This window comes from Tsuneonella sp. CC-YZS046, from assembly GCF_035581365.1.
Taxonomy (GTDB): domain Bacteria; phylum Pseudomonadota; class Alphaproteobacteria; order Sphingomonadales; family Sphingomonadaceae; genus JAWKXU01.
Window position 1 is genome coordinate 2,041,066 of record NZ_CP141590.1, and the last position, 24,823, is coordinate 2,065,888.

General features: G+C 60.7%; 33 protein-coding genes and 1 tRNA gene. 13 read left to right on the forward strand and 21 right to left on the reverse strand.

Annotation, left to right across the window (positions count from 1 at the left end; all coding sequences use genetic code 11):
• Positions 1-218: 218 nt before the first annotated feature.
• From U8326_RS10030 to U8326_RS16430, 10 genes are all read right to left on the reverse strand, one after another.
• The gene (locus U8326_RS10030; protein WP_324740100.1) at positions 219-1,412 is read right to left on the reverse strand and encodes a hypothetical protein; all 1,194 of its coding nucleotides are present in this window, start codon (positions 1,410-1,412) and stop codon (positions 219-221) included.
• Positions 1,409-2,311 (reverse strand): hypothetical protein, encoded by a 903-nt coding sequence (locus U8326_RS10035; RefSeq protein WP_324740102.1) that lies wholly within the window; start codon positions 2,309-2,311, stop codon positions 1,409-1,411. Before U8326_RS10035 ends, U8326_RS10030 begins: the two co-directional genes overlap by 4 nt.
• The gene (locus U8326_RS10040) at positions 2,301-2,741 is read right to left on the reverse strand and encodes a hypothetical protein (protein WP_324740104.1); all 441 of its coding nucleotides are present in this window, start codon (positions 2,739-2,741) and stop codon (positions 2,301-2,303) included. Before U8326_RS10040 ends, U8326_RS10035 begins: the two co-directional genes overlap by 11 nt.
• Positions 2,742-2,750: 9 nt before the next feature.
• Entirely contained in the window at positions 2,751-3,020 is a 270-nt protein-coding gene (locus tag U8326_RS10045) for a hypothetical protein (RefSeq protein ID WP_324740105.1), read from the reverse strand.
• A gap of 306 nt (positions 3,021-3,326) precedes the next feature.
• Positions 3,327-3,698, reverse strand: coding sequence for a hypothetical protein (locus tag U8326_RS10050; RefSeq protein WP_324740106.1), 372 nt, complete (start codon positions 3,696-3,698; stop codon positions 3,327-3,329).
• A 443-nt stretch (positions 3,699-4,141) separates the two neighbouring features.
• A complete protein-coding gene (gene rhuM, locus U8326_RS10055; protein ID WP_324740107.1) occupies positions 4,142-5,194 on the reverse strand; it encodes a RhuM family protein in 1,053 nt (350 codons plus the stop codon).
• Positions 5,191-5,409 carry a hypothetical protein gene (locus U8326_RS10060; RefSeq protein WP_324740108.1) on the reverse strand — a complete coding sequence of 73 codons (219 nt, stop codon included), beginning with the start codon at positions 5,407-5,409 and terminating at the stop codon, positions 5,191-5,193. Before U8326_RS10060 ends, rhuM begins: the two co-directional genes overlap by 4 nt.
• A gap of 492 nt (positions 5,410-5,901) precedes the next feature.
• A complete protein-coding gene (locus tag U8326_RS10065) occupies positions 5,902-6,339 on the reverse strand; it encodes a hypothetical protein (protein ID WP_324740109.1) in 438 nt (145 codons plus the stop codon).
• Between the two features lie 37 nt (positions 6,340-6,376).
• Positions 6,377-6,742, reverse strand: a complete 366-nt coding sequence (locus U8326_RS10070; RefSeq protein ID WP_324740111.1) for a hypothetical protein — start codon at positions 6,740-6,742, stop codon at positions 6,377-6,379.
• A gap of 47 nt (positions 6,743-6,789) precedes the next feature.
• On the reverse strand, positions 6,790-7,008 hold the full coding sequence (locus U8326_RS16430) for a helix-turn-helix domain-containing protein (RefSeq protein ID WP_416385468.1): 219 nt from the start codon (positions 7,006-7,008) through the stop codon (positions 6,790-6,792).
• A gap of 150 nt (positions 7,009-7,158) precedes the next feature.
• Between U8326_RS16430 and U8326_RS10075 the strand changes: the two genes are divergently transcribed.
• From U8326_RS10075 to U8326_RS10095, 5 genes are all read left to right on the forward strand, one after another.
• Positions 7,159-7,536, forward strand: a complete 378-nt coding sequence (locus U8326_RS10075) for a hypothetical protein (protein ID WP_324740113.1) — start codon at positions 7,159-7,161, stop codon at positions 7,534-7,536.
• Positions 7,533-7,916: a hypothetical protein gene (locus U8326_RS10080; protein ID WP_324740115.1), complete on the forward strand. Its 384-nt coding sequence runs from the start codon at positions 7,533-7,535 to the stop codon at positions 7,914-7,916. Before U8326_RS10075 ends, U8326_RS10080 begins: the two co-directional genes overlap by 4 nt.
• On the forward strand, positions 7,913-8,281 hold the full coding sequence (locus tag U8326_RS10085) for a hypothetical protein (protein WP_324740117.1): 369 nt from the start codon (positions 7,913-7,915) through the stop codon (positions 8,279-8,281). The genes U8326_RS10080 and U8326_RS10085 overlap by 4 nt, the downstream gene beginning before the upstream one ends.
• Before the next feature lies 1 nt (position 8,282).
• Positions 8,283-8,705 (forward strand): hypothetical protein, encoded by a 423-nt coding sequence (locus U8326_RS10090; RefSeq protein WP_324740119.1) that lies wholly within the window; start codon positions 8,283-8,285, stop codon positions 8,703-8,705.
• Positions 8,706-8,893: 188 nt separating this feature from the next.
• Positions 8,894-9,244 (forward strand): DUF3060 domain-containing protein, encoded by a 351-nt coding sequence (locus U8326_RS10095; RefSeq protein WP_324740121.1) that lies wholly within the window; start codon positions 8,894-8,896, stop codon positions 9,242-9,244.
• Between the two features lie 697 nt (positions 9,245-9,941).
• On the opposite strand, the gene U8326_RS10100 is transcribed toward U8326_RS10095, so the two are convergent.
• From U8326_RS10100 to U8326_RS10145, 10 genes are all read right to left on the reverse strand, one after another.
• Positions 9,942-10,015, reverse strand: a tRNA-Gly gene (locus U8326_RS10100).
• 37 nt (positions 10,016-10,052) lie between these two features.
• Complete coding sequence (locus U8326_RS10105; protein ID WP_324740122.1) at positions 10,053-10,235, reverse strand: helix-turn-helix domain-containing protein; 183 nt, start codon at positions 10,233-10,235, stop codon at positions 10,053-10,055.
• Positions 10,236-10,348: 113 nt separating this feature from the next.
• Entirely contained in the window at positions 10,349-10,939 is a 591-nt protein-coding gene (locus tag U8326_RS10110; protein ID WP_324740123.1) for a hypothetical protein, read from the reverse strand.
• Positions 10,932-12,710: a DUF927 domain-containing protein gene (locus U8326_RS10115; protein ID WP_324740124.1), complete on the reverse strand. Its 1,779-nt coding sequence runs from the start codon at positions 12,708-12,710 to the stop codon at positions 10,932-10,934. The genes U8326_RS10110 and U8326_RS10115 overlap by 8 nt, the downstream gene beginning before the upstream one ends.
• Entirely contained in the window at positions 12,710-13,561 is an 852-nt protein-coding gene (locus U8326_RS10120; protein ID WP_324740125.1) for a toprim domain-containing protein, read from the reverse strand. The genes U8326_RS10115 and U8326_RS10120 overlap by 1 nt, the downstream gene beginning before the upstream one ends.
• On the reverse strand, positions 13,551-13,952 hold the full coding sequence (locus U8326_RS10125; RefSeq protein WP_324740126.1) for a hypothetical protein: 402 nt from the start codon (positions 13,950-13,952) through the stop codon (positions 13,551-13,553). Before U8326_RS10125 ends, U8326_RS10120 begins: the two co-directional genes overlap by 11 nt.
• Positions 13,949-14,212 (reverse strand): hypothetical protein, encoded by a 264-nt coding sequence (locus tag U8326_RS10130; RefSeq protein ID WP_324740127.1) that lies wholly within the window; start codon positions 14,210-14,212, stop codon positions 13,949-13,951. Before U8326_RS10130 ends, U8326_RS10125 begins: the two co-directional genes overlap by 4 nt.
• A gap of 3 nt (positions 14,213-14,215) precedes the next feature.
• Positions 14,216-14,398, reverse strand: coding sequence for a helix-turn-helix domain-containing protein (locus U8326_RS10135; protein WP_324740128.1), 183 nt, complete (start codon positions 14,396-14,398; stop codon positions 14,216-14,218).
• 196 nt (positions 14,399-14,594) lie between these two features.
• Positions 14,595-15,272: a hypothetical protein gene (locus tag U8326_RS10140; RefSeq protein WP_324740129.1), complete on the reverse strand. Its 678-nt coding sequence runs from the start codon at positions 15,270-15,272 to the stop codon at positions 14,595-14,597.
• 143 nt (positions 15,273-15,415) lie between these two features.
• Positions 15,416-16,594 (reverse strand): integrase, encoded by a 1,179-nt coding sequence (locus U8326_RS10145; protein ID WP_324740130.1) that lies wholly within the window; start codon positions 16,592-16,594, stop codon positions 15,416-15,418.
• 267 nt (positions 16,595-16,861) lie between these two features.
• Here U8326_RS10145 and U8326_RS10150 point away from each other — a divergent pair, with 267 nt between their 5' ends.
• The 5 genes from U8326_RS10150 to U8326_RS10170 all read left to right on the forward strand — a co-directional run bounded on the left by U8326_RS10150 (position 16,862) and on the right by U8326_RS10170 (position 21,559).
• Entirely contained in the window at positions 16,862-17,053 is a 192-nt protein-coding gene (locus U8326_RS10150; RefSeq protein WP_324740131.1) for a DUF2892 domain-containing protein, read from the forward strand.
• A gap of 90 nt (positions 17,054-17,143) precedes the next feature.
• On the forward strand, positions 17,144-18,415 hold the full coding sequence (gene serS / locus U8326_RS10155; RefSeq protein ID WP_324740132.1) for a serine--tRNA ligase: 1,272 nt from the start codon (positions 17,144-17,146) through the stop codon (positions 18,413-18,415).
• Between the two features lie 26 nt (positions 18,416-18,441).
• Positions 18,442-19,203, forward strand: coding sequence for a 5'/3'-nucleotidase SurE (gene surE / locus U8326_RS10160; protein ID WP_324740133.1), 762 nt, complete (start codon positions 18,442-18,444; stop codon positions 19,201-19,203).
• Positions 19,200-20,513 (forward strand): LysM peptidoglycan-binding domain-containing protein, encoded by a 1,314-nt coding sequence (locus U8326_RS10165; protein ID WP_324740134.1) that lies wholly within the window; start codon positions 19,200-19,202, stop codon positions 20,511-20,513. Before surE ends, U8326_RS10165 begins: the two co-directional genes overlap by 4 nt.
• 59 nt (positions 20,514-20,572) lie before the next feature.
• Complete coding sequence (locus U8326_RS10170) at positions 20,573-21,559, forward strand: potassium channel family protein (protein WP_324743577.1); 987 nt, start codon at positions 20,573-20,575, stop codon at positions 21,557-21,559.
• Positions 21,560-21,624: 65 nt separating this feature from the next.
• Here U8326_RS10170 and U8326_RS10175 read toward each other — a convergent pair whose 3' ends face one another.
• The gene (locus U8326_RS10175) at positions 21,625-22,035 is read right to left on the reverse strand and encodes a DUF1761 domain-containing protein (RefSeq protein WP_324740135.1); all 411 of its coding nucleotides are present in this window, start codon (positions 22,033-22,035) and stop codon (positions 21,625-21,627) included.
• A 64-nt stretch (positions 22,036-22,099) separates the two neighbouring features.
• On the opposite strand from U8326_RS10175, the gene rimO reads away from it, so the two are divergent.
• From rimO to U8326_RS10190, 3 genes are read left to right on the forward strand one after another with little or no spacing between them, the layout of a single operon-like run.
• Positions 22,100-23,479, forward strand: a complete 1,380-nt coding sequence (rimO, locus tag U8326_RS10180; RefSeq protein WP_324740136.1) for a 30S ribosomal protein S12 methylthiotransferase RimO — start codon at positions 22,100-22,102, stop codon at positions 23,477-23,479.
• Complete coding sequence (locus U8326_RS10185; protein ID WP_324740137.1) at positions 23,479-23,895, forward strand: secondary thiamine-phosphate synthase enzyme YjbQ; 417 nt, start codon at positions 23,479-23,481, stop codon at positions 23,893-23,895. The genes rimO and U8326_RS10185 overlap by 1 nt, the downstream gene beginning before the upstream one ends.
• 34 nt (positions 23,896-23,929) lie before the next feature.
• Positions 23,930-24,727 (forward strand): transglutaminase family protein, encoded by a 798-nt coding sequence (locus U8326_RS10190; protein ID WP_324740138.1) that lies wholly within the window; start codon positions 23,930-23,932, stop codon positions 24,725-24,727.
• Positions 24,728-24,823: the final 96 nt, after the last annotated feature.

The window sequence follows — 24,823 nt, forward strand, 5'->3', positions numbered from 1 at the left end:
AACTTCTTCATCTTTCCCTGCAGATTCCAGGATAACATTTGGCGGGATAGGGCGAGACCGTGCGCGCTTTTCGGCCGCAATCGACCATGCTCGAATTTCAGCAGAGGGTTCTGTCCGGATACGATTTCGGCTCGGCGGACGAGCCGTGACATCGTCATCGCACACCAGACCATTCTGCGGAATAGGTCCATCAGATTTCGAATGCGGGGGTGCCATAATCAGTCCAGCACGAATCCCGGTGGCGGTGGCGGCATGCCTTGCAGTGGGTTCCTCAGCCCTGCACCCTTCGCTCCACCAAGCGGGGGCGCTCCGTAGTATCCTGGGAATGTGGTGTGCAGATGGTCGCCCTCATCCAGCATTCGAGCGTCGGGGTGGAACTTGCGAACCTCGCGCTTGAGCCAGGACATCGACTTGCCCGGTGGCGGAAGTAGATCGAGTGAGGATCCTGAAAGGTGCCCGCTATTCTGTGCGGGCCGATACCCACGACGGCGCATATCGGCCTGATAGGCCTCATCACGATACCCGGATGTGATCCGAATGCCGGGAATGGCGCTCTGGATGTCGGCATAGATATTCATCCCGCCTGCATCGCCTTCCAATACGAAACCGGGCGGAAGCGGGGGCAAGTCTCTCTTAAGGGGTGCGCCTGCAATGGGATCGCCCAGACGAGGGGCATCCGAAATGGTGGCCTGCTCTTCCTGGGTCCTTTCCGATGTCCCCAGCACAATAGCACGGGCGGTTTCGCGGGCGCTCTTGAATGCCTTGTCCACTGCTTTGCGCTTTTTGCTGGCGTCCAGCGTGGACCATTCAGGGCTGCTGATAAGGTCCATCACGCTTGAATAAGCTGCGGGGCCTGCGATCTCCTGTAGCGCGTCGTATTGCTCTGGCGTCCATTGATGACGAACGCCCTGGATGGAATAGTAATTGCTCGGCAGTCCGTTGCGAGCGCCGATGGCAAGCATCTCATTGTTAACCGGATCGTTCTTTTCAGTACTCTGCCGAAAAGGCGACAGCACATCAGGCCCGGGAGTCCCTTCGGATGTGATGGGCCTGCCCCAGATATCCCGCTTGGGCAGGAGATTGTCTGAAAGGCCGGGGATACCGCTCATAAACTCTTCACCCAGCGTGTTGCGCTGGCGCTGGACTGGATCAAGCGCGCGCGCTGGACCGGCCAGCACGTTGGGCATCCCCCACATGCGCACGCGCCCACCAGAGGCAAGACCCAAGGTGTCACCATCGATAGCGTTGGTGATGTTCCCCAGTGAAGGGATCGCGTCCTGCCGCGATGCTTTCGGTGCTGGAGCATCGAGAACGAAACCCTCAGGAAGCTGCGGCAAGTCCTCTTCCTTGCGCTTCTTGCGAGGCGGATCGCTGTCGAGGACGAACCCAGGGGGCAGCGGCGGCAGGCTCACTTGGCCGGCACCCACTGGCCGTTGCGCAGTTCTATCCTGCGGCCTGTCCGGGGATCGATGGCAGTCGGCACGCTACTGCCCTTGCGCGGCGCACCAGCCAGGGTTGCGCGCGGCGGCAATGGCATCTTGCGGAGCTTCTCCCGGTTGCCCTGCCGAATACCTTCGAGCGATGTGCGATGGCCCTGACGAACGCCCTCCAGTTCTATATCGTTGCCGGTGCGATGGTCATCCAGTTCCAGATCGCGGCTATGCGCAGATGGTCCGCTGGATTTGAGGACGTAATCCTCAACGGCCCGGAAATACTCATCCGTCCCCGGCTGAATCCCGAGATGCTTGGCATATAGCTCGAAATCTTCGGGACCCCGGTAAACTTCCTTGGCCTCTCCGGTAATGGGATCGTAGACGATCCGGGCGCGGCCTATCGTCGTCGGACGTGAGGCATCCAGATCGGCCTGGCGCTGATCTACCCAATCTTCCCGCCGCCACTTCTCGATCGTATTGTCAGTGTCCCGAGCGCGGCTGGCCATGCGACCCGTGATTTCCGCAGCCCTGCCCCAATCGTCATTCATGAAGGCAGCAGCGCGAGCGAACCGATCCGCCCAGGATGCAGCCTTGTTATTCGCTTCCAGTTGCTTCCGGGCACCTTCGTAATCGAACACTTCACGAGGCGTCGGCTGTCGGGGAGCGGAGTTTTCCGGCGCACCCTGGATCATGGGGGCGCCAACCAGTTCAGACGGGCGCTTGCCGGAATTTGGATCACGTATATCGGTAGATGGCATTTCCTGAGCCGGGGGAAGGTAGATAGGGTTGGCAACACCCTGACCTTCGCCCTGTGCGAACAGGTTTTTGGGATTGTTGGTTGCAAGCAGGCCGCGGCCCTTCAATCGCTTAAACAGCATTATCGGCATCCTTCTCGCCAAGCGTCATCAGTTCATGGAAATGCTGTGCGAACAGCATCGTGGCAGGGCTCTCCTCCCCGCCGATCTCAACCAGGCGCGTGGCTGCATTCTCGTCACCACGATCCGCGAGATAGTTTATCCAGGCAACGCATTCCCCTGCGAGAAAGGAGCGAATATCATCCTCTCCATGCCTCACAGCGATCCCCGCTGCCCGGTCCAGCATGGAAATTACAGCCACCACATCGGAGAAGCCGCCATGCAATGCCGCCATCCGGGCGATGACCAAACCTTCGTTCAAAGCCCAAAACGCAATCTGCTCATCGCTGGTGGAAGCAATCTCCATCGTTCGCGCCACCAGTGCGCGTTGCGCGTGCAAGTCGCCTTGCGCTGCTTCCCGTAATCTGGCGAACACGTTCGATCTGCCTGCCATTGTCGCCCCTCAATGCACCGTTGGAACCAGATCGGGAGCGGAAATCCCAAGTTCGCAGGCCATGAAAGCCGCTATTGCCGTCCAGCCTTGCGGCGAACCCAGCAGTGCCAGCAGATTCAGATCGATGGTGGTCAGTCGGCCAAAGACCACGCGACGATCCACACCCGTCATCTCCGAGAACTGACGCGTCAGTTCCGCAGCGGAGTGGAATTGCGCCTGACGGTCAGTTGCCGCCCGCAGCCTTGCGTCAACGGAAGGACCCGAGAGGAATGCGAGCATCACAGCCCAACCTTCTCGCGAACTACGGAACGGAGATATTCAGAAACGCTACATCCGGCATTCCGCGCGCGCTCTGAAAGCGCAGCGATCAATCGGCCATTCGCACGAAAGGATACGTGCACATCTTGCATTTTCACCTCCACTGCCATCACGGCGTTGAGTGCAGTGGCTGTAACACAAACCTATTGGAATCGCAAGGGAATGTCGCTGCGATATGCCAATCCTCAACAGCGCAAACCAAGCATGTAAGGCAAACAAAAACCCCACCGAAGCGGGGCTAGTTGAAGTTAAGAGAAGGCGAGGGCTTTACTCGCCCTCAGCGAACCTGCGTTTTAGCACCTCTTCAAAGGGTTCGAGGGAGTTGGGATCGGCGAGCGTTTCCGTGAGGGATAAACCGTTATCATTGGCCTCGTCCAAGCTACGCGTCGATCGATTAAAGCCAGCCATCTCGAATGCCCTGGATCGAAATCTTGCAGCGGAGCTCTCTATCTCTGTAAGCGGCAACTTACCATCCAAGAGTTGTAGGTACATTTCGTTGACAGCGTCCATCCGTATGTCCCGGGGGACGTGCAGACCGATTGCCTTTTCGATCCGGCGAGGGAGATTTTCCTCCCTAATGACAGCTTTGCGTAGGGATTGGCCGCTGACGCCAGAGGGGCGAAGTCCCTTCTTGTCCATGTCACGGCGCATCTGCCTAACAGTCCAAGTGGAAATACCGAGATAAGCCGCAATTTGCTTTCGGGTTGCCCCGCTGCGAAGCATGTTCTTCGCCTGCCTGATTTGTGAAGGGGTCAGCCGATTGTCATTACAGGCGACGCGTCGTAGCCCGTGTCGCCTTCGCCAATAACACACTCCACTCGGCGTTACTCCAAAAGCATCAGCGATGGTGTTATCGCTGGCCCCAGCATCATACATTGCCAAGGCGCGAGCTGAGTCAATTTTCGGCACAAAGTTTTTAGATGGCATAGCACTTCTCCTTGTGAGTCGCCCCACCTCAAAGAGAAGTAAGATTCCCAAGTTTGTCCAAGTAATCAGACATAAATTAGAAGATATATTAGAGTGAATCTTGTTAGTTTATGGAGAATATTCTGTTTATACAAGGTCCAGGTAGAGCGGTAGCACTATTTTTTTGGGCGCTTGGCCTTGGGTAGCGCTTTGTTCTGTTCCTTTAGCGCCGCCATGGCTCTGTCAGCCTCTAGCTGACGCTCGGCCTTTCGCTTTGCGTTGTAAATCTCGTATTGGCGTTCAGCGTGCCGATCGGCGTCCTTTTTCAGAACATTCCCGCCATGGGTGAGTACGACACGGCCAAGAGACTTAAGCTGATCATCCAGCAGACGCTTGGCGTCATCCATCATCACGAGGCGGCCGATGTCGGCCTGATCCTCGAAGATATCGAGCAAGATCGTGGTGAGGCGATTGAGTTCCTTGACCTCCGACTCGCCGAAGTAGTTTTTCGAAACCGTCACATCGCCCTTGCGGATATTGTCGTTCGGCCAAGTGGTCAGGCCCATATCCGGCTGCGTTGCATCTGCGCGAGATTTGATCAGTTCAGCCGGCGTATGTGAGGTAACGGCATAAACGATCTTCGCCTGTGTGGTTTTGTAGAAACCGCGCCACTTTTCGGAATCGCCATCATAGTCTTGGCACATTGCGCAGATGCGGCGGAGTTCACGATAGACATTCGCCTCATCGGAACGAATGTCCCGAATGATTTCGCGCAGCTCGGCGAGGCGATCAGCATTCTCTGGCTGTTTCAAGCGCACCGAGTCGATGACGAAGCCTTTGGTCGCGAACTGCACCAGCTTGTCAGTCGCCCACCGCCGGAAGAGGGTCGCCTGTGCCGACGAGACTCGATAACCGACAGAGATCACCATATCGAGCGTGTAGTGCTCAATCTGCCGTTCAACCCGGCGCATGCCCTCCTGGCGAACTTGTGCAATTTTCGCACTAGTTGCCTCAGCCTCAAGCTCGCCTTCGGCATACACATTGGCGATATGTTTGGTGATGACAGAGCGATCCACGCCGAAAAGCTCGGCAATCTGCGCCTGCGTCATCCATAAGGTTTCGCCCTCATAGCGAATGTCAAGGCGTAGGCCCTTGTCAGTGCTATAAACAAGGAAGCGATCGCCCGTAACCTCGTCTTCTTGGAGCACAACGGGTTCATTGTTGGTCATTTGGGCAACTCACTAGCAATCAGCACAGGGTATTTCCGCGCATCGGCAAGTGCCATTTCCAGCGAGCCGATGACACCTTCGGCACCTTCATCAAGATCGGCGACAAATGATATCGCATCGGCCGTCCAGCTAGTGATCTTGCCGCTGCTATCATAGAAAACCTCATGTAGAGCTATGTGCTCATCATGCCGGATCAGGCGATAGTTCCAGGTCATGGTACCGAATTCCTATTCTCATCGCCACCACCAGCCGCAGAATCCGTAGCATTGCCTCAGCCTGGCTAGCGCTTGATTCATTCGCTGCGATCCATAGGCCGATCATCTCGCGCGGCAAAGCCTCGTAAGCCCGTATGTGATCCAAAGGCCGACAATCCAAACCGTGCAAACCGGCAGGGCAAGGACTATCCAGATCGGGGCTAGATTGGAGCCAGCCAACCCGCCTAGGATACCGACAGCGATTGCCAGAAGCATCGCACCACCAGACAGCCATGCGGCGGCTCGCCAACGGCCTTCGAACAGCCAAAAGGCTAGTCCCTGCGGAACCAGCCAAAGAGCTGCGATGCCGAGAAGGAAGGTAATCTCCATCACCACCCTCTTATGCGGAGAAGCCTTAACGCGCTCTCAAGACGGAAAGCAGCTACCAGTTCCGGGACGACCCTATGTCCAACAAGCCTTGTAGAATGGACCGCCCGCTCTCGGCCACTGCGGTCATACGCTACAAGGCTCCTCATTCGATCCTACTGCCCCATTCATGTTTGCGTTGCCGTCACAGCGGTGGATCACCGCTTCTTGAACGCATAACCTTCTGAGGCGGTAATTCTCATCCGCACCGGCTGTTTTGGGCAGATCAAGAAATGCTTTGTGGCTCGGATACCAAACTCCGAGAATTTCGTCTGTTTGCTGCTGCTCACCCACGGGCTGCCCCAGGACGGGAAGTCTCCAGAGGATAGTGGCCCCCACTCTTTTCAGCAGTTTTTCCAGGCCCGTGATGTATTGATGATGGAGATCGCCATCAGGATAACCCGCTTCGGCGGTATAGGTGTTGATGTTCACCATCAGTACGGGCGGATCATCCCCACTTTCGGCAATGGCCTTGATGGCAGCAAGCTCATTCGCGTTTCTTTTGAGATGGTCTGGAAGCAGCATGTGGGGACCCGTTATTGTCCATTAGAAAACGGCCGGATTATAATGAGTCCCTATGCACACGCACTCTGGCTGTCAGTGAGCCGTAAGCGGCGGGAAGACATAGCAACAAGAAGAAATACAAGAACCTTGCGCCGCGCTGCTCTAAGGTCGGCGAGAAACCACTCTCAAGATGCTCGCAACTCCCAAATATGCGATCTCCCGCACCGTCACATGACGGCTGGCCCAAAAGCAACGCCGCAACCAAAGCGATGCCAAAGCACCAAGCCGCACCCTTCCAGAGCACCGGGAATCGCCCGTACCTCTTGGCAGCATCAGAGGCGAGCTTGTAAGCTTTATAGGCAATTGCCGCGATCAAAAGACCGTGGCCGACCTTATAGATCTGATCGACATACAGTTCCAGCATGGGCACTCCCCTGCACTGGATTACGCCTGAGGAGAACCTGCCGTCAATTATTCAGGAACCGAGACGCCCACGCGGCCCCCACGGTGGCTGAAATGAGCACCGGCAGCCTCAAGCGCAACCTTCATTGCGGAGAGGCTTTTCTGGTCTATTGGCTGGCTCGATTCAAACCGAGCAACCGTAACACGAGTTAATCCCGCAGCTTCGGCAAGGTCTTTCGCACTCCAGGATAACGCTGCGCGCGCCATCTTACATTGCCTAACATCCATAAGATACAATTTATATCAGGACGAAGCTTGACGCAACCTCATTAACCCTGATACAAACTATATCAGTCTTGGCGGCATGCCAAGGCGGACCGATGCGAGGTTGCAGCCTCACACCGGCCCTGACCGCAACCGATCACATGGAGATCGATCATGGCTGACCAAAGCCCTACACCCGGCGTGGCCGGGGTCAATGCCGCGCAGGCGGACGAAGCACGCCACGAGTCAAATCAGGACAAGTGGAGCCCCAAATCCTTAAAAGCGCTCGAGATCAATGGTGCTACGCCGTTCTGGTTTCATGGAGACGGCGTTCATAGCCGATTGGCCGAAGCCCACGCCTTGCTTACAATTCTAGCAGGCACCTATCGGGATGCACATGAGTATCGCGACCTTTCGAAGGTCGAGATATCCCTGATAACCTTCAATGATGAGATTAAGCATCAAGCGCTTCACGGCGTCGCTACACTCATTGCATTGGCCCGGCACCATTATGACCATGTCTCCCAGGCAGATCGGGAGGAACGGTCATGAACCCGTGCCCGACCGACAGCGCTATCCTTGTCGCGTTCGACGAGTGGCGCAAGGCTTTGCTGGCCTATCGCGCCCTTCCTGATGCAGAGGAAGATCGCGTAGAGGATGAGCATGGATACACCGAAGAGGAAAAAACTCTTTGGGACAAGATCCACGGAGCGGAAAAGCTCATCGTGGAGAGTCCTGCGAAGACCCCGGCTGGTGTCAGCGCCAAACTCCTGATCGCACTTGTCCATATCGATGGCTATCGAGAAACCGAAACGACCGTAATCAGCGACGACATAAACGCGGTCCTCGCGCTCGATGAATCACTGGATGGCAACGGCCGGATTATTCTGGCCGCGATCCGTTCTCTCCAAGGCATGGAGGCGCAGTTATGACACGTCCCGATGCTGAAATCATCGATGCATGGTACCGCAAGGTTACAGCCATGCAAGCCCACGAAGTCTTGTTCGAAACCCAGGACGATGACGGCGAATATACTCCTGAGGCACAGGCGCTCTGGGATACCATCGGTGCCGCCGATGCCGATATTCTCAACCTCGACGTTGTGTCGCTGGCGGGGATCGAAGTTAAGTTGTGGAACGCCATGCGGCATATGTTTCATTATGCGGACGAGATGAACGAGCTGATGGCTCGTGATCCGGACGCGCTTCTCGCACGAGGGGAAAGTCTGGATTTCGATGCTCGACAGCTTCTCTCAGCGATCAAGGCTCTCCGTGCCCTTCAAATGAGGGAGGGGTGACATGAGCGAGCATGTGAACATCGGAGAGGTCTTCTCGACATTCGACCGGAACACGATAGCCAGCGCGGTCGAGGTTCTCGTTGCCGTCCTGGATGCCATGGATGGTGAACCCGACCAGGAAGATGCGACCGATCTGGAGGATGATTTCGCGCTCTCTTCGCCAAATGCCCAGCTAGGCGGCCCTGGCTGCCTTGTCAGCGATAACGATTCCTGCCCGGCTGGAGATGACCGGATCTATGGAAGCGATGATGGCGCGGGCGGTGACGTGGATGACGCCGAAGAAGACGATCCTTCCGGCCAGTGCGACGAGGATGGGATCAATACCGATCTTCGCGTGCGGTGGCAGGATTACGGTCCAGGCTGCGCCATTAGCGATCCTGACTACGGTATTGATGACCAACCGCACGATGAAGAACCCGGCTGAGGCCGTTTGACCAGCGACGAAATTCGTCGGCGGTCACGCATCTCATCGCCTACCCCCGCTTCGGCGGGGGTTTTTCTTTTAGGCAGAGCGAACCGAACGGGGCGACAAGAAGCCCCCGTTCCACGCCAAAGTGATTAGGATGCTCGTTCCCTAAGGCCCGCGTGTCCCGCTAGGCTCTCGCTTCATCTATGCTGGAGATTCCCATGCGTTTTGCCCATGTCCTCGCCATTGCCTCTATCTCCGTCTCTGCTCCCGTCGTGGCTCAAGCGAATTTCACCGGTGCAGGAGAAATCTCAGAGATGGATTGCGACGGCGGAACGGCGAACATCACTGGTGCGAGCAACACAATGACTATTACCGGCAATTGCACTCAGCTGGTTATCGAAGGTGCTGGTAATCGAGTGAGAGTTTCATTGGCGCCTAAAGGCGTCATCCAGATCACGGGAGCGAGCAATACCGTGGTGTGGACTACCCCTGACGGGAGCAAGGCTCAAGTAAGGGTGACGGGCGCAGGCAATCGGATATCTCAGGGACGCTAGGCGGCGTGGACAAATTTTGATTCAGGAAAAACCGCTTCGGCCAAGCGTTTGCATGACCGTTATGCCCAGCTGCTATCCCGATGGCATAAAGTGTCGGCGCGATACCGCGATGTGTATGCAGTATATCACAGTTATCACGCTCAATAGAACCAAGGCGATAGAAACGCGGGCGTTTGCGTCGTCAACGAGCAGCGACAGAGGTGAAGTGAGTGCCAACGCGGGTGCTGAATAGGCTGTCACGAGCCACCAACCAAGGTCGCCATCATATTGCCAGCCCGCAAGTTGGTTGATCTCTATCGCAGCCACTGCTGACCACGCGTATGCCAGAATGGCGGAAAACGCCCGATACAGACCTACCATGGATAGTTTCATCTTGAGAAGGCTACACTGAAGCTGGCGGACTGCAACAACGGCAACGCTGAATGCAGTTGACGCGGACCAACGGCATTGATTCAAGGCTGCTTTTTGGAGGCAGGTTTGAGCCGGGGCGATCTCACCGAGGCGGAATGGCGCGTTCTGAAGAGCTTGTTACCCATAGAGCCTGAGAACCGTGGCCGAGGTCGTCCGCCCAAGCAGAACGCTCGATCATCAACGGCATGCTCTGGCGGCTCCGTTGCGGAAGCTCAAACGCGCGTTCAGTAAGCGAATGCGAAGACAGCCTATTGCTGCTGAATGTCTCTAGGGGGGGGCAGGCGGCTGGAGCGGGTAGCGGGAATCGAACCCGCATAGCCAGCTTGGAAGGCTGGAGCTTTACCACTAAGCTATACCCGCTCGGCACAGTCCGCTTGCCACCATCTCCGCAGATTCGTCAACTGCCATTAATCAGAGCATTGAGGCTGGCCGCCATTATGAGGGTGCGATTACCGACCTTGCGCGTTTCAAGTTTTCCGTTTGCGATCAACTTGTAAATGCTGCTGCGGCCCAAGCTTGTGGCTTCGCACGCCTCTCTTACGCTGTAGGCCAATTTACCGGATGGCAGCATGTCACTCATTCATCGTACTCCGCTGCGCCCGCTAAATGCCGCGATAAGGAGCTTGGGAACCTCGCTTTGCGATATACGCTGGCTACGCTGCCGAACTATGACGGCGCGAGATGCCTCCTTGTTTACATATCCCAGAGCAGCACAAGGCCCGATGATAGCAGCATTGCCGCTGCCCCCTTGTTGAACTGGCCGGGATGTCCAGCATGCGTCCAGAATGCCCGGCAGTCGGTTATCTCCAGATCGCGCGCGCCGCGCAGCCGATCCACGATCCCGCCCCATGCGGGCTTGGAGGGAAGCACCCCGAACAGATCATGGGCTGACCATCCATCCCGGACGGCACGAGATGCGAAGTTCTCGTAGATCCAATGGGCATCCGAAACTGTCCGCGCCCACCATCCAGCAGACACACCGGCAGGTGGAACCGCCATATCCAGGCCAGAAAGCCGGTCGTGCCAATCACGCAGAACACCAACGGGATTGCTCGTTTTTAGGTGTTCCGGGTGTTCTCGGTGTTCCTCTTTATTTTTCAAATTGTTATTGCTGGAGTGAGGTGTTCCGCAAGGTGTTCCCGGTGTTCCGTCGAGGTGCTCCAGAACACCGGGAACACCTTCAAGAACACCGGGTGTTCCATGAAAACTGGCGGATTTCTGCGGCTGCACACCCGGAACACCTAGAACACCCAAATTCGGAATAGCATCAAGCCAATCAAGCATCGTCGCCTCCGAAAATCGACTGACTGACGACATAGAAGCGGGCCTTGCCCATGCCCGGCGCAGTCTCGCTGCGGGATGCTTTGCCGTTGCTATCCGGGATCAAATGGCCTCGCTCAATCAGAAGCGCGGCAACCGACTTGGGATTGAGGCCCCGGCAAACTTCATTGCGCCAGGTCGCAGCCGGGATCAGGTATTCCATCGTGCCCAAGCCGGTTTCACGCTTGAAGCCAGCGCGGTTGTGGATGACCGTGCTGTCCCCGCCGTCCATCGGCTGGAACCGGGAATTACCGTGCGTGCTGATAAACTCGGCAACCTGCTCAATCGCCGTTTTGTCCTCTGCCGCGCCAGCGCCGCCACGGGCTTCAAGCCACCCAGCGAAGATATTGGCCGCAGCAGAAACCGCTTCCAAGCGCTCCCACGGCAGTATGCCGAGTTCGGTCGCGATCTCTCCGGCCATAGCGATCAGGCCAAGCCGACGACAGGCACGAGCAACTTGCCCGGTCGCACCGACTGGCTGATACTTTGCCGCGAACCAGTCAATGCCGATCCTGATACGTGCAGCCGTATCGTCGAGATTGCCGAGCAAGCGCTGAACGAACTCAGGCCCCGCGATCCCGTAATGCTGCGCTGCCTGATCTTTGATGGCGCGGGCCAATGCATCGCCATTCGGAAGATCATGCAGCGTGTCGAACAGGCCCAAGCCCTTTCCTGCATCCGCTTCGATGTCGAAAATGCGGACTTCCTGCCCCGTTGGTGAGCGCCGCCCCCGGCCATCGGATCGAGCGTGCTCGGCAAGGCTGATTTCCCCTGACGACAGGAAGAAGGTTAGCCAGCGCTTTGCCGCACGAGCTTCCCCCGATTGCGAGGCGCGGGATTTCCCGGTTCCATTGGCGAGAAGATAGGCGACGCTACCCGCTTCGCGCGGGTCAAGCTGGGCCAGCTCATCCAGGATCAGCAGGCAGTCATTTGCCTGTTCGGCCACGCCCTCAAGCCCGTTGGCCGTGGCGCGCCACTGGCGAACGAATGTCGGTGAACCCCATACGCTTGCCGCTGCGAGCAACGAAGTGGATTTGCCGATGGATGATGGCCCGCGCAAGTGCAGCCCGCCCCCTTCCGATCCGGTAGCAGCCAGCAAGGGGCCGACGAACGCCGCACACAGCGCAATGACGAGGCGAGTGTTGCCAACCGCCAGCCGCGCCATGTCCTGCCACCCCTCAAGGGTGCCTTGGCGGCGAAACTCATGGTCGAGTGCCGCCGTGCCCTGGTAAACGACCAGATCCCCCGAGCCATCTTCAATGGTGCGATCAGGCAAGGCATAGCTGCCATCCTGCCAGCCCACCCGCGAAACCGCCCGTGCGCGACGGTCGATCCTGACCATCGACAAGAATGTTTGCAGTGCATTGCGATCCTTGGAGACAGGCGAGACATAAAGTCCCCCGTCAAGGAGCATGTGGCGCACTTCGCGACCATCCCCAGCGAGAAGGGCTCGGCCAATCGACAGGCGGTGCGGTTCGCCGTCGTCGTCCCGCCACTGGAGCAATACACCCCATGCCTGACTGTGCCGGTCCCGTGTCTGGGCGATTACATCGAATGCACCTGCGATATGGCGGGGGCCATCGTCAGAATCGAGGAGCAGGCCCTTTGCCGTCATCTTGAATCCTGCTGGAAACCGGGGTTCCGGCATGGCCCTGCCAAGGCTTTCAGCAATTGCCTCGTCGCCCATGTCAGCGCCGACATCCGCGTAATCGCGGGCTGTTGCTGCTTCTTTCATTATGCTGCCCTCCGGGGCGGAAGCGCGACGCGCCCACCGACCGCACGTGCAGCGGCCTGGGCGGCATCGACGCCGATATTTCTTTGGATGGTGGGATGGCTGAGGAGATGCGCATCATCATCGGCCGCAATCACGATTTCGGCATCAGGGAACCTGTCCCGCATGGCCTTGGCCACCGTCACCAGATTAGCGGCGGTGAACGCAACGACGACAGGCAGGGCGGTTGCCCGCTTGATGACCGCAGCGGTGCCATACCCCTCTGCAATGACGAGACGGTCCATGGGCTCACCCAGAACCATCAGCAGGCCGGTTGCACGTCCGCCCTTGGTGTAGAGCTTCCCGCCATCCGGGCCGATGCTCTGAATGTTCCACAGCCGCCCATCGGCGTCGAACATGGGAACCAGCAGGCGCGGACCGAACTGGCGCAGGCCTTCACCGACGATTCCTTTCGACACCAGGTAAGGGTGTTCAGGATTGACCGGCCTGGAGCGTTCCCAATCCGCGGCACAAGCTTCCGAGACATTGCGCCATTGCGCTTCCTGCTCTTCCTTCCGCTTTGCCGCTGCCTCACGGCGCGCCTTCTCGATTTCGGCGCGCTCCTTCCGGGTCAAGGAACGGTCGTTCGACAGCCGCCATGTCTGGACGATGCCGAGCTTGTAATTGCCGAACGATCCGGCTGGGTGCTCATCGAGATAGAGCTTGGCCCAGCCGGTCTTACGCCCTTTCTTGCTGTCGCAATCGCAACGGAAGTAAATGCGATCAGGCCCCAGCCGGTCAGCGATGGGCTCCACCGGCACAACGCCAGCCGCTTCCATGGCGTCCAGGAACGCCGCAACAGGATCAGAAGTCACAGGCGTTCTCCCGATAGAAGCGCGTCACCCGATCTGACAGGGCATCCAGCCAATCCTGTTGCTTCTCGGTCGGCTTGCGCTGCTGCGCGGCCATCTGTTGAAGAAACCTGGATTCGTGCTCTTTCCAGCGGATCGTGGAAGACAGGCAACGCCGTGCATCCATCTGGTGCGCGCGTGGCGCATCGGCTGGTGACGGATTGATTACCTGCGGGCGAATGATGACGGGCGGGGATTTCAGCATCTCGGTGACATCACCCCAGCCCAATTGCCTGGTTTCGAGGAACTGGCTGGCTTTCCATGCGGCTGCGGCCCGCTCGCCATCGTGATTGCTGGAAAGCAGGCCGAGGATTTTTCCGAAGCGCTCAATATCGCGCGGATCGAGGGCGCTCATTTCGCACCCCCAGTCCGACGAACCAGGCCAGTTACCTGCGCGGTTTCCCGGTCAGAATACCGGCGACCGCCACGGTATTGATCGGACCACAGATCGCGGGCACGAAGCAAGGCGTTGCCGAAACGGCGCGTCTGCTCTATATTGAAATCGTCGATGTTAATGCCTGCCAGCACCTTTTCGACCAATGGATAGAGCCGTGGGGAAAGCACCTCACGGCTCTTTCGCTTTTCAGGGAGCGGACCCCTTTCCAGAACCGACATGGATCACGCTTCCCCCGCAATCAGCGCATGAAGGCTGTCAGCGGGAATGAGGGTGCGCCTGCCCACCTTGTGGACTTTCAACTCCCCAGAACGGATAAGACGATAGAGCGCCGCCCTCGATAGGGTTGATACGGTTCCAGCTTGCTTGATGCTGTAAACCAGCGGATCGCGGGGCTGTGCTTCCATGTTGCCGACCTTTCTCTGTTGCGAGGGCGGCAGTCCATCTACACCACAAAAAGCGCTCAGGTAGTTAGTGCTCTTTGTGCCATGGCCGCCCCCTGTGTTTCGGGACGGCTCACCAGTTATGACGCGGCGGGACGTTCGGGAAGTTGACTTAATTTGACGCAATTCCCGCCCGACAAAATTAACCGGAATTTCCTCCCTATTCGGCTTGGCCGCTCAATGCGGACAGCGGAGGTAAAAAACCAAAGAGCCCACCCTGGCGGTTGAGGGGGCGCACAGCCGCCAGCAATGCATTGCGCGCGCCAGACTGGATCTCCTTCATGGATAGACTGGCCTGAGGAGGTCCGCCCGTTTTTGCTTGATAGTCCGCAATATCCGACTGAGCTAATTCCAGGGCCTCTTGCCAAATCCCTGCGCTGGCGTTCAATTGCGCCAGCTCTTCTAGCGCACGGATATGTTGCGCATGGGGGAGGCTGTCGCGGCTCAAATGCATAGCAGTGACAAGCACAAACCAGCGCCGATCATATGGCTTCTTGGCGAGTTTCCGTTCGATCCGCTTGTGCGTCGAAACAGCGCCATGCCCTGGATTCTTCGCGGCAAAGTCCTGTGCGATAGAGTAATTTGTGCGTGTCTTAAAAGGATCGCCCCCAGCGAGCCACTCCCTCGCATCCTTTTCTATGTATTCACGTAGTTCAGGCCAATCTCTTTCCTGTTTGCGCCCTCGCTTCGGTTTGGTGAGGTTCTTCACCGCCGCTTTAACGGCGGCATCTCCGTAACGAGCTATCGCGCGGCGAATATCGGCCTCGGCAGTCGGGCCAACCAAATCCCACTCTGAAGGATTGGCCTGCAATGCGGCAGTGAGGTTACTGTCATCCATACCGCCTCCCTAGCGGTTCCCGAAGGGTAGCGGGGAAGCACGTGGGATGCGCGCTTGTCGGCTGGCCTGCCTATCCCCCACCAGATTTAATAATGGGCACATATTCGTTTTGCCAGGCGCAGCGTAAGCAATCCCCTCAATTGTCACAGCACCAGCCGCGACAACGCCTCCTCCGCACCGTTGCCGACAAGGTGCCCGTAGTGCTTTTCGATCATCGCCACGCTTGTTCCGGAAATTTGCGCGACGGTGAGTATAGGCAATCCGCCTGTCACAAGATCGGTAATCACGCTATGGCGGAGCGTGTAGGCGCAAGTCCCGCTTGGCAACCCCGCCGCCAAAGCAGCCTCTTTGATAGGCCCCTTCCATGCGTCTTTATCCCAAGGTTTTCCGCTGGCCTGCCGGAACAATGGCGCGACTGGCAGCTTGCCCTTTGCCTCTCCGTCCAGAAAATCCGCCGTCGCTTGCGGCACGGTAATCTTGCGGGCCTTCCCTGTCTTGGTCTCCCGCCCAATAACCAGTGTTCGCGTCCGCTTGTCGAAGTCGCCAGCCACACGCCCCGCGTGCGTTCCGGGCCTCAATGGCAACAGACATAGCGCGTGAAGGAACGGCGCAACATCGCCCTCGGCATGAGCCAGCAGCTTCCTGCGCTCGTCACGGTCCAGATAGAGCGTCCGGTGCCCGCTAGCCCCCTTCACAGGTTTCAGGGCCTCTTGCCACGCTGCATCCGTTCCGGGTGCGCCGGGGGGCAACAGAGCCGCCAGAGCCGCCCGCAGTGGCACCATGTCGCGATTGACGGTGGAAGCCGCCCGCTTTTTCGAGCGCGTCACGCCACCCTTGTTCCGGCTCATTAGCGCGGGGGCATCTTCCAGCCGTTTGCGCCATGCCGTCAAATGGTGCCGCCGCAGCTTGTCGAGCTTCACCTTGGCAATCGGGTCATCGAACACATGGCGGCGAAACACACCAGCGGCGATCCCGTTCGCGTCCGCCTTATTCTTGAGATAGGCTCGGGCAGCGTCGGCAACGGTCTCAATCTTTTCCTCCCGCACGCCCCCCGTTTCCACCAGTTCGGCCCATGCTTCCGCCTCCTTTTTCGCAGCGGCAAACCGTTCGCTTCCCGATAGTGTCCCGAAGTCGCCCAGTGACCTGACGCGATATTTGTCGGCGTCGGCGTCATGAACGCGGGCAACCCATGTTCCCACACCGCCACCGATGGCAGGGCGAAAACCCAGAAAACACCCGGCACGAAGCCGTTGCCAATGCGGAGCCTTCCCTGGCCTTGGCTTCAACCTATCCCGTTCGGAAACCTTGCTCAGATCTGCCATCTTGCCATCCCGCTGGTGCGTGTCGAATTTGTGTCGAACACATAGGGAGACAAATTGCAACATAGGGGAACAACAAAACCCCATAAAATCATCACTTCTGTGTTTCAATAAGTCTCAGAATGTGCAGTTTCCCACCCTTCACACAGGTGGGGTCGCAAGTTCAATCCTTGCCGCGCCCACCATTCCCCTCCGCATCATTCCGGGATTGCACGGATCAAGGCAGCGCCATTCTCCAGCCGCCAATGAGGGCGGGAGAGGAGATGGCCAATGCTTAGGGTGAATGTAGGCAACGCGGACCGGATCTTGCGCATCGTCGCCGGGCTGGTCCTGATCGCGCTGGTGTTCGTCGGGCCGAAAACCGCATGGGGCTGGCTCGGACTGATCCCGCTGACGACAGGGCTCACGCGCCGTTGCCCGGCTTATATCCCTTTCGGCATCAGCACCTGCCGCCGCAGATAGGCCGATCCCGGATCGTGCAGGCCGCCGCTGTGCAGAGCGCGTCAGGTGACGCTTGACCGGGCACGGGCAAAGACTCCATAGCCCCGCCCCATGCACGACATCCGCCTGATCCGCGACAATCCCGACGCCTTCGACGCCGCCCTTGCCCGTCGCGGGGTGGAGCCGTCCGCCGCCGCGATCCTAGAGCTGGACCGCGCGCGCCGCGAGGTAACGACCCGGATGCAGGAGGCGCAGGGCCGCCGCAACGATGCATCGAAGCAGATCGGCCAGGCCATGGCCCAGGGCGACAAGGACAGGGCGGAAGCGCTCAAGGCGGAAGTCGCCGGGCTGAAGCAGACCCTGCCGGAGCTGGAAACCGGCGAGCGCGAGCTGGGCGCGCAATTGAACGATCTGCTGGCGCGCCTCCCGAACCTCCCGGCCGAGGACGTCCCGCCGGGCGAGGACGAGAGCGCCAATGTCGAGGTCGCGCAATGGGGCGAGCAGCGGGAGTTCGCCTTCCAGCCGAAGGAACATGCCGATCTCGGCCCCGCGCTCGGCCTCGATTTCGAAACCGGCGCGGAAATCTCCGGCGCCCGCTTCACCTTCCTGCGCGGCCAGATGGCCCGGCTGCAGCGCGCACTCGGGCAATTCATGCTCGACCGGCAGAGCGGCGCGAACGGCTATGTCGAATGCGCCCCGCCCCTGCTGGTGCGCGACGAGGCGGTGTTCGGCACCGGGCAGTTGCCCAAATTCGCCGAGGATCTGTTTCGCACCACGGACGGGCGCTGGCTGATCCCGACCGCCGAAGTGAGCCTGACCAATGCCGTGCGCGACCGGATCATCGACGATCTTTCGCAGCCGATCCGCATGACCGCGCTGACCCCGTGCTTCCGGTCGGAAGCGGGCGCGGCCGGCAAGGATACGCGCGGTTTCATCCGCCAGCACCAGTTCGAGAAGGTGGAACTGATCAGCATCTGCCGCCCGGATGACTGGCAGGCCGAGCACGAGCACATGGTGCGATCGGCGGAAGGCATCCTCGAGGTGCTGGGCCTGCCCTATCGCAGGATGCTGCTGTGCGCGGGCGACATGGGCGCGACCGCGAAGAAGACCTTCGATCTGGAAGTCTGGCTGCCGGGTCAGGGCGCCTGGCGCGAGATTTCGAGCATCTCGTGGTGCGGCGATTATCAGGCGCGGCGCATGAATGCGCGCTATCGCCCGGAAGACGCCAAGGGCACGGAATTCGTCCATACTCTCAACGGCTCCGGCCTTGCGGTAGGGCGAACGCTGGTGGCGATCCTCGAAAATTACCAGAACGAGGACGGGTCGGTCGACATACCGGGGCCCTTGCATCATTACATGGGCGGTATCACAAGGCTTAGCTGATCGTCTGGCCGGGAAAGGGGGGCCCGATGCGCATCCTGCTGACGAATGACGACGGGATACATGCCCCCGGCATGGCCGTGCTGGAGGGGATCGCCCGCCAGTTCAGCGACGATATCTGGATCTGCGCTCCGGCCGAGGAGCAGTCCGGCGCGGGCCATTCGCTGTCGCTGCACCAGCCGGTGCGGCTGCATCGGCATGGCGAGAAGCGCTTCTCCGTAAGGGGGACGCCGACGGATTCCGTGAACCTGGCCCTGCGCGTGGTGATGGACCGCAAGCCCGACGTGATCCTGTCAGGCGTCAATCGCGGCGCCAATCTGGGCGACGACGTCACCTATTCCGGCACCGTTTCCGCCGCGCTGGAAGGGGCCTTGGCCGGAATCCGCTCGATCGCGCTGAGCCAGGTCTATGCCCGGGCCGACGCGGCCGAGGAAGTTTCCTTTTCCGCAGCCGAGCAATGGGGAGCCAGGGCAATCGCCCCGATCATAGACGCGCCCTTCGCGGAGCGTACGCTGGTCAACATCAATTTCCCGCCCCTGCCGGGGGAATCCGTGCGCGGCATCCGCGTGGTGCGCCAGGGTTTCCACGATTACGGGCGCGGAACCGTGGTCAAGGGGACGGACCCGCGCGGCTTCCATTATTACTGGTTCGGCCTGCACGGGATCGAGCATACGCCGGGGCATTCCACCGATCTGGAAGCGATCGCCGATGGCTTCGTGTCGGTAACGCCGCTCCAGCTCGACTATACACATGATCCGTCGCTTGCGATGCTTTCGGGGAGATATGCATGACCAGGCCCTACCTTCTGACCTGCCTCGCCCTCGCGCTCGCCGCGGCAGGCCCGGCTACGGCGCAGGAACGAAAGCATGAGGTGCAGCAGGGCGAGACGCTGAACGGCATCGCCAATCGCGCCGGGGTGAAGCCGGACGATCTGGCGAAGGCCAACGGCCTCAAGCCGCCCTATGCCCTGCGCGTCGGCCAGGCCCTGACCATTCCGGGCAAGGCGGCCGGGAAGAAAGATGACGTCAAGACGGACAAGGCGAAAGCCGCGACGGGCCAGAAGGCGAGCGGGGAAAGCTATGTCGTCAAATCCGGCGAGACGCTGAACGGCATCGCCAATCGCGCGGGCGTCTCCCCCTCGGCACTGGCCAAGGCCAACGATCTCAAGGAACCCTATGCGCTGCGCGCGGGGCAGAAGCTGGTCATTCCCGGCGGCAGGATGCCTTCGACGGCAAGCTCCGCCAAGCCGGATGCAAGCGCGAAAGCCACGCAGGCCAAGCCGGCGACGCCAGTCAAGACCGCCCCGGCCCCGGCCCAGCCCGCCGCCACCGCCAGCGAAGCCACCGAAACCCAGCATGTGGTGCGGCCCGGCGAAACGCTGGGCGGCATCGCCAACCGCGCGGGCGTGCCGATGGGCCTGATCGCGGAGGCGAATGGGCTGGCCGAGCCTTATAGCGTGCAGGCCGGACAGACCCTCATCATCCCGCGCCAGCGCGCCCATGTGGTCGCAAGCGGGGAAACCGGCTTCGACATCGCCTATCGCTATGGCGTGGCGTGGAAGTCGATCGCGCTCGCCAATGGGCTGGATGAAGATGCATCCCTGCGCACCGGGCAGAAGCTGGTGATCCCCACCATCACCAAGGCCACCGTCCCAGCCCCCGCCGCTTCCCCGGTCGCGGTCGCGCCCAAGCCTGCCGCGCCCGCCAGCACCACGCCAGCCTTCCAATGGCCGCTGAGGGGGCAGACCCTGCTCGGCTTCACCGCGCCGGGCAATGCGGACAGCCATAACGGGATCGACCTTGCCGCCGAGGCAGGCGCTCCGGTCAAGGCCGCATCGGCCGGCAAGGTCGTGTTCGCCGGGGACGAACCGAAGCTCTACGGGACGCTGGTGGTGCTGGAGCATGGCAACGGCTGGCACAGCGCCTATGGCCACCTCTCCTCTGTCAGCGTAAAGGTGGGCGACCGGGTCGCCGCCGGGGACGTGGTCGGCAAGGCCGGCCGGACCGGCGCGGCCCATCGCCCCGCCCTGCACTTCGAGATACGCAAGGACAACATGCCGCTCGATCCTTCCAGGCTTATCGCAGGTTCCAGCGCCCCGTGAGGGACTGGCGGCTCTTCCGCCGCCGCTGGAGTTTCCAGCCGCTCCGCCGCGCGGTCCGGATGCCGATCTGGGCGGACGTGGGCATCCGCCTGTCCGCCGCGCTGGCGCTGATCTTCCTCGTCGTGCTGCTTCACTGGTCCGACCGCGAGGGGCTGGTGGACCATCATGACGGGGTCATCAGTTTCCTCGACGTCGTCTATTTCACCATGATCTCCGTCACCACCACCGGCTTCGGGGACATCGCCCCGGTCAGCGACCGCTCACGGCTGATCGAGGCGGCGGTGGTGACGCCGATCCGCTTTGCCGTGATCTTCATTTTCGTGGGCACCGCCTATAATTTCATCATCAAGCGCAGTTGGGAGAAATGGCGCATGGCCCGCATCCAGAAACAGCTTTCCGGCCATATCGTGGTGCTCGGCTTCGGCATCAGCGGATCGGAGGCGGTGAGGGAACTGATCGACCGCGGGACCGAGCCGAGCTGCATCGTGGTGATCGATCCGCTGGAACGCCGCCTGTCGGAAGCGGAAGCGCTCGGATGCAACATCATGGCGGGAGACGCGACCCGCGACGATACCCTGATGGCCGTGCAGATCGGGCAGGCCAAGAGCGTGCTGGTGTCCGCCGGGCGGGACGACACATCGATCCTGATCGTGCTGACCGTCCGGCATCTGGCCCCGGATGTGCCGATCAGCGTGGTGGTGCGCGCCACCGACAACGAGCTGCTCGCCCATCAGGCCGGGGCCAACAATGTGATCAATCCGGTGCATTTCACCGGCCTTCTTCTCGCAGGCTCGGCCGAAGGCACGCATGTGGCGGATTACCTGACCGATCTTGCCTCGGTCAGCGGCAAGGTCCAGCTGGTCGAAAGGCCGGTCGCGGCGCAAGAAGTCGGCCGGTCGATCAAGCAGCTGGCGAGCGGCGGGCTGGGCCTGCGCATTTACCGCGACGGGCAGCCGTTCAGCTATTCGGACATCGAAGCGTCCGAGCTTCGCGCCGGCGATGTGGTGGTGGAGGTGATCCCCACCCCCGAGAACGGCGACCTTTAGAGCGATTTCGCGGCAAGTGGAATCCGCTTGCCGACCCGGAAATCACGGAAAACAGGCAGGAAGGCTTATCCGCCCACCCAGAATACCAGCCCCATCGCGAGATAGGCGAACAGCCAGTAGCCTGCGTCGATCCCCGCGAGCCGGGTGGAAATGCGCTGATGGGCATAGCTGAGCCAGAGCGCCGGGATCACGAAGAACAGGGCGAGGCCGCCCGACATCATGAAATAGAGCCACGGCTTGGCATCCAGCGTGTCTGGCCCGACGCGGGCGAACATATGGCCCATCATGGCGGCGGTCAGGAACAGCAGGATCGCCGTGGTCAGGAAAGTCGCCCCCGGCCGCCTGCGCCCGGCCAGGCGGCCCGGCCCGACCTCCGCGAGCTTCGCCCGCCCGAAGAGAGGGCCATACCAGCCCAGCGCCACCAGGCCAGCCACGATCGCGGCAATGACCACCCCTGTCCAGTTCACGGGTCCCATTGTTCATCTCCGTTCGCCGCGACTGTAGCGTTAAGCGCGCAACAGGTGTAGGGCGCGCCGCGAAATGGCCACGACAATTCCACAAGCGCGTCGTGTCGGCATGGTGAGCCTGGGCTGCCCCAAGGCGCTGGTCGACAGCGAACGCATCCTGACCCGGCTCCGCGCCGATGGCTATGCCATGAGCCCGGACTATGCGGGCGCGGACGTCGTGCTGGTCAATACCTGCGGTTTTCTCGACAGCGCCAAGGAAGAAAGCCTGGCTGCGATCGGGGAAGCGATCGCCGAGAACGGCCGGGTGATCGTGACCGGCTGCATGGGCAACGAGGCGGAGGCGATCCGCGCCCGCTTCCCCGATGTCCTGGCGATCACCGGCGCCCATCAATACGAAAGCGTGGTGGAAGCGGTGCATGACGCGGCGCCGCCATCGCAAGGGCCGTTCGTCGATCTCGTCCCGCAGAGCGACATCAAGCTGACGCCGCGCCACTACAGCTATCTGAAGATTTCCGAAGGCTGCAACCACAGCTGCGCCTTCTGCATCATTCCGCAATTGCGCGGGAAGCTGGCCAGCCGCCGGATCGACGCGGTGCTGCTCGAAGCCGAAAAGCTGGTGGCCGCCGGGACGAAGGAATTGCTGGTCATCAGCCAGGACACCAGCGCCTATGGCGTCGACATCCGCCACGAGCCGCGCCAGTGGCCCCGAGGCGCTTCGGGCCGCGAAGTACGCGCGCATATGACCGACCTGGCCCGCGAACTGGGCGCACTGCGCACGCCGGAAGGGCGGGCGCCCTGGGTCCGGCTGCATTACGTCTATCCCTACCCGCATGTCGACGCGGTGATCCCGCTGATGGCGGAAGGGCTGCTGACGCCCTATCTCGACATTCCTTTCCAGCATGCCAGCCCCAATGTGCTGAAGGCGATGAAGCGCCCGGCGAACGAGGCCAGGGTGCTGGAACGGCTGCGGACATGGCGCGAAATCTGCCCCGAGATCGCGATCCGTTCCTCCTTCGTGGTCGGCTTTCCCGGCGAAACCGAGGAGGATTTCCGCTATCTGCTGGAATGGCTGGAGGAAGCCCGGCTCGACCGGGTGGGTGGCTTCCGTTTCGAGCCGGTCGAGGGCGCCCCGGCCAATGCCCTGCCCGATCCGGTGCCGGAGGAGGTGAAGGAAGAACGCTACGCCCGGCTGATGGAAGTGACCGAGCGGATCAGCACCGCAAAGCTGGCCGCCAAGGTCGGGCGGCTGCTGCCGGTCATCATCGACGAGGTCGGCGAACCGGACGAGGACGGCGACATCGGCGCGACCGGCCGCTCCCAGGCCGATGCCCCGGAGATCGACGGCAATGTCTTCCTGCGCGATGTTGCGTCCGAGGTGAAGCCGGGCGACATCGTGACCGTGCGGATCGAAGATGCCGACGCGCATGATCTGTTCGGCGTGATTGCAGGGTGATGCGCCAGGCGAGCACGATCCTCGCCGTTTCCACCACAGGGCGGGGATTGCTCGACATCACCGATGACGTCGCGCGCTGGCTGGATGCGACCGGCATGCGCGAGGGTCTGCTCACGCTGCTGTGCCGCCACACCTCGGCTTCGCTGCTCATCAATGAAAATGCCGCGCCCGCCGTGCGGCGGGACCTGCTCCGCTGGCTCGACAGCGTGGCGCCCGAAGGCCTGCATTACGAGCATGACGACGAAGGGCCGGATGACATGCCGGCGCATCTCAAGGCCACGCTGACCGGAGTGAACCTGTCGATTCCCGTTGCCGGCGGCAGGATGCTGCTGGGGACCTGGCAGGGCATCTACCTGGCCGAGCACCGCGCCAGCCCGCATCGCCGCGAGGTCGCCCTGCATATTTTCGGCGATTGACGAAACTTACGGCCAGCCTCGCCGTTAGGGATTCATGCCGATCGACATTGCCTGCCGCTTCGCCTTCACCCTCGACGGCCCGGGCGACGTGTTGCTGCAGTTCGAGGCGGCGGCCATCCCGGAACAGACGATCCTCTCGGCGAATACTCTCCTTCCCCCGGCGCAGCATTGCGCGCGGGTGCCCGCCGAGGACGGGATCGGAGAACGGATCTGGCTGCGCGGGCAAGGCCCGCTCGCGGTGGATTACTCCGCCAGCGTGGAAATAGACCGCGTGATCGCCGATTTGGCCGCTCTGGACAGCCTTCCCGCGCATCTCCTGCCAGGCGAAACCGTCAAATATCTGCTGGATTCCTGCTACTGCCCCGCCCGGCGTTTCCAGTCATTCGTGGAGGCGGAATTCGGCAAGGTCGCGGGCGGGCGTCGCATCGCGGCGATATGCGACTGGATCGCCCGGAAATTCCGGTACGAGCCGGGCGCCAGCGATGCCAACACCACGGCCCTCGATTCCTTCGTGGAATTGCGGGGCATCTGCCGCGACTTCGCGCATGTGATGGTGACGCTCGCCCGCGCTTCCGGCATTCCCGCCCGCTACGCCAGCGTCTTCGCGCCGGGCGTGGAACCGCAGGACTTCCACGCCGTGGCCGAGGTGTTCCTGGCCGATCCGGGCGGTGAAGGCGGAAGCTGGCACATCGTCGATGCGACCGGCATGGCCGATCCCGCCGCAACCGTGAAGATCGGCGTCGGCCGGGATGCGGCGGACGTCAGCTTCCTTGCCAGTTTCGGACCATCCTTCCTCACCGACAAGGAGATCGCGGTCCGGCTGCAAACGTGAAACCCGCTTTTCCGCCTTGTGCGCTCCATTTCTTTGTTGCGGCGCACAAACTGCGTTAACAAGGGGACATTAAGGGGTGACAATGAACGGATCACA

Bases quoted from the DNA above. Each gene is read 5' to 3' on its own strand.
- U8326_RS10035 (WP_324740102.1), bottom strand. From the start codon at position 2,311: ATGCTGTTTAAGCGATTGAAGGGCCGCGGCCTGCTTGCAACCAACAAT.
- U8326_RS10040 (WP_324740104.1), bottom strand. From the start codon at position 2,741: ATGGCAGGCAGATCGAACGTGTTCGCCAGATTACGGGAAGCAGCGCAA.
- U8326_RS10045 (WP_324740105.1), bottom strand. From the start codon at position 3,020: ATGCTCGCATTCCTCTCGGGTCCTTCCGTTGACGCAAGGCTGCGGGCG.
- U8326_RS10050 (WP_324740106.1), bottom strand. From the start codon at position 3,698: ATGGACAAGAAGGGACTTCGCCCCTCTGGCGTCAGCGGCCAATCCCTA.
- rhuM (WP_324740107.1), bottom strand. From the start codon at position 5,194: ATGACCAACAATGAACCCGTTGTGCTCCAAGAAGACGAGGTTACGGGC.
- U8326_RS10060 (WP_324740108.1), bottom strand. From the start codon at position 5,409: ATGACCTGGAACTATCGCCTGATCCGGCATGATGAGCACATAGCTCTA.
- U8326_RS10065 (WP_324740109.1), bottom strand. From the start codon at position 6,339: ATGCTGCTTCCAGACCATCTCAAAAGAAACGCGAATGAGCTTGCTGCC.
- U8326_RS10070 (WP_324740111.1), bottom strand. From the start codon at position 6,742: ATGCTGGAACTGTATGTCGATCAGATCTATAAGGTCGGCCACGGTCTT.
- U8326_RS16430 (WP_416385468.1), bottom strand. From the start codon at position 7,008: ATGGATGTTAGGCAATGTAAGATGGCGCGCGCAGCGTTATCCTGGAGT.
- U8326_RS10075 (WP_324740113.1), top strand. From the start codon at position 7,159: ATGGCTGACCAAAGCCCTACACCCGGCGTGGCCGGGGTCAATGCCGCG.
- U8326_RS10080 (WP_324740115.1), top strand. From the start codon at position 7,533: ATGAACCCGTGCCCGACCGACAGCGCTATCCTTGTCGCGTTCGACGAG.
- U8326_RS10085 (WP_324740117.1), top strand. From the start codon at position 7,913: ATGACACGTCCCGATGCTGAAATCATCGATGCATGGTACCGCAAGGTT.
- U8326_RS10090 (WP_324740119.1), top strand. From the start codon at position 8,283: ATGAGCGAGCATGTGAACATCGGAGAGGTCTTCTCGACATTCGACCGG.
- U8326_RS10095 (WP_324740121.1), top strand. From the start codon at position 8,894: ATGCTGGAGATTCCCATGCGTTTTGCCCATGTCCTCGCCATTGCCTCT.
- U8326_RS10105 (WP_324740122.1), bottom strand. From the start codon at position 10,235: ATGAGTGACATGCTGCCATCCGGTAAATTGGCCTACAGCGTAAGAGAG.
- U8326_RS10110 (WP_324740123.1), bottom strand. From the start codon at position 10,939: ATGCTTGATTGGCTTGATGCTATTCCGAATTTGGGTGTTCTAGGTGTT.
- U8326_RS10115 (WP_324740124.1), bottom strand. From the start codon at position 12,710: ATGAAAGAAGCAGCAACAGCCCGCGATTACGCGGATGTCGGCGCTGAC.
- U8326_RS10125 (WP_324740126.1), bottom strand. From the start codon at position 13,952: ATGAGCGCCCTCGATCCGCGCGATATTGAGCGCTTCGGAAAAATCCTC.
- U8326_RS10130 (WP_324740127.1), bottom strand. From the start codon at position 14,212: ATGTCGGTTCTGGAAAGGGGTCCGCTCCCTGAAAAGCGAAAGAGCCGT.
- U8326_RS10135 (WP_324740128.1), bottom strand. From the start codon at position 14,398: ATGGAAGCACAGCCCCGCGATCCGCTGGTTTACAGCATCAAGCAAGCT.
- U8326_RS10140 (WP_324740129.1), bottom strand. From the start codon at position 15,272: ATGGATGACAGTAACCTCACTGCCGCATTGCAGGCCAATCCTTCAGAG.
- U8326_RS10145 (WP_324740130.1), bottom strand. From the start codon at position 16,594: ATGGCAGATCTGAGCAAGGTTTCCGAACGGGATAGGTTGAAGCCAAGG.
- U8326_RS10150 (WP_324740131.1), top strand. From the start codon at position 16,862: ATGCTTAGGGTGAATGTAGGCAACGCGGACCGGATCTTGCGCATCGTC.
- serS (WP_324740132.1), top strand. From the start codon at position 17,144: ATGCACGACATCCGCCTGATCCGCGACAATCCCGACGCCTTCGACGCC.
- surE (WP_324740133.1), top strand. From the start codon at position 18,442: ATGCGCATCCTGCTGACGAATGACGACGGGATACATGCCCCCGGCATG.
- U8326_RS10165 (WP_324740134.1), top strand. From the start codon at position 19,200: ATGACCAGGCCCTACCTTCTGACCTGCCTCGCCCTCGCGCTCGCCGCG.
- U8326_RS10170 (WP_324743577.1), top strand. From the start codon at position 20,573: ATGCCGATCTGGGCGGACGTGGGCATCCGCCTGTCCGCCGCGCTGGCG.
- U8326_RS10175 (WP_324740135.1), bottom strand. From the start codon at position 22,035: ATGGGACCCGTGAACTGGACAGGGGTGGTCATTGCCGCGATCGTGGCT.
- rimO (WP_324740136.1), top strand. From the start codon at position 22,100: ATGGCCACGACAATTCCACAAGCGCGTCGTGTCGGCATGGTGAGCCTG.
- U8326_RS10185 (WP_324740137.1), top strand. From the start codon at position 23,479: ATGCGCCAGGCGAGCACGATCCTCGCCGTTTCCACCACAGGGCGGGGA.
- U8326_RS10190 (WP_324740138.1), top strand. From the start codon at position 23,930: ATGCCGATCGACATTGCCTGCCGCTTCGCCTTCACCCTCGACGGCCCG.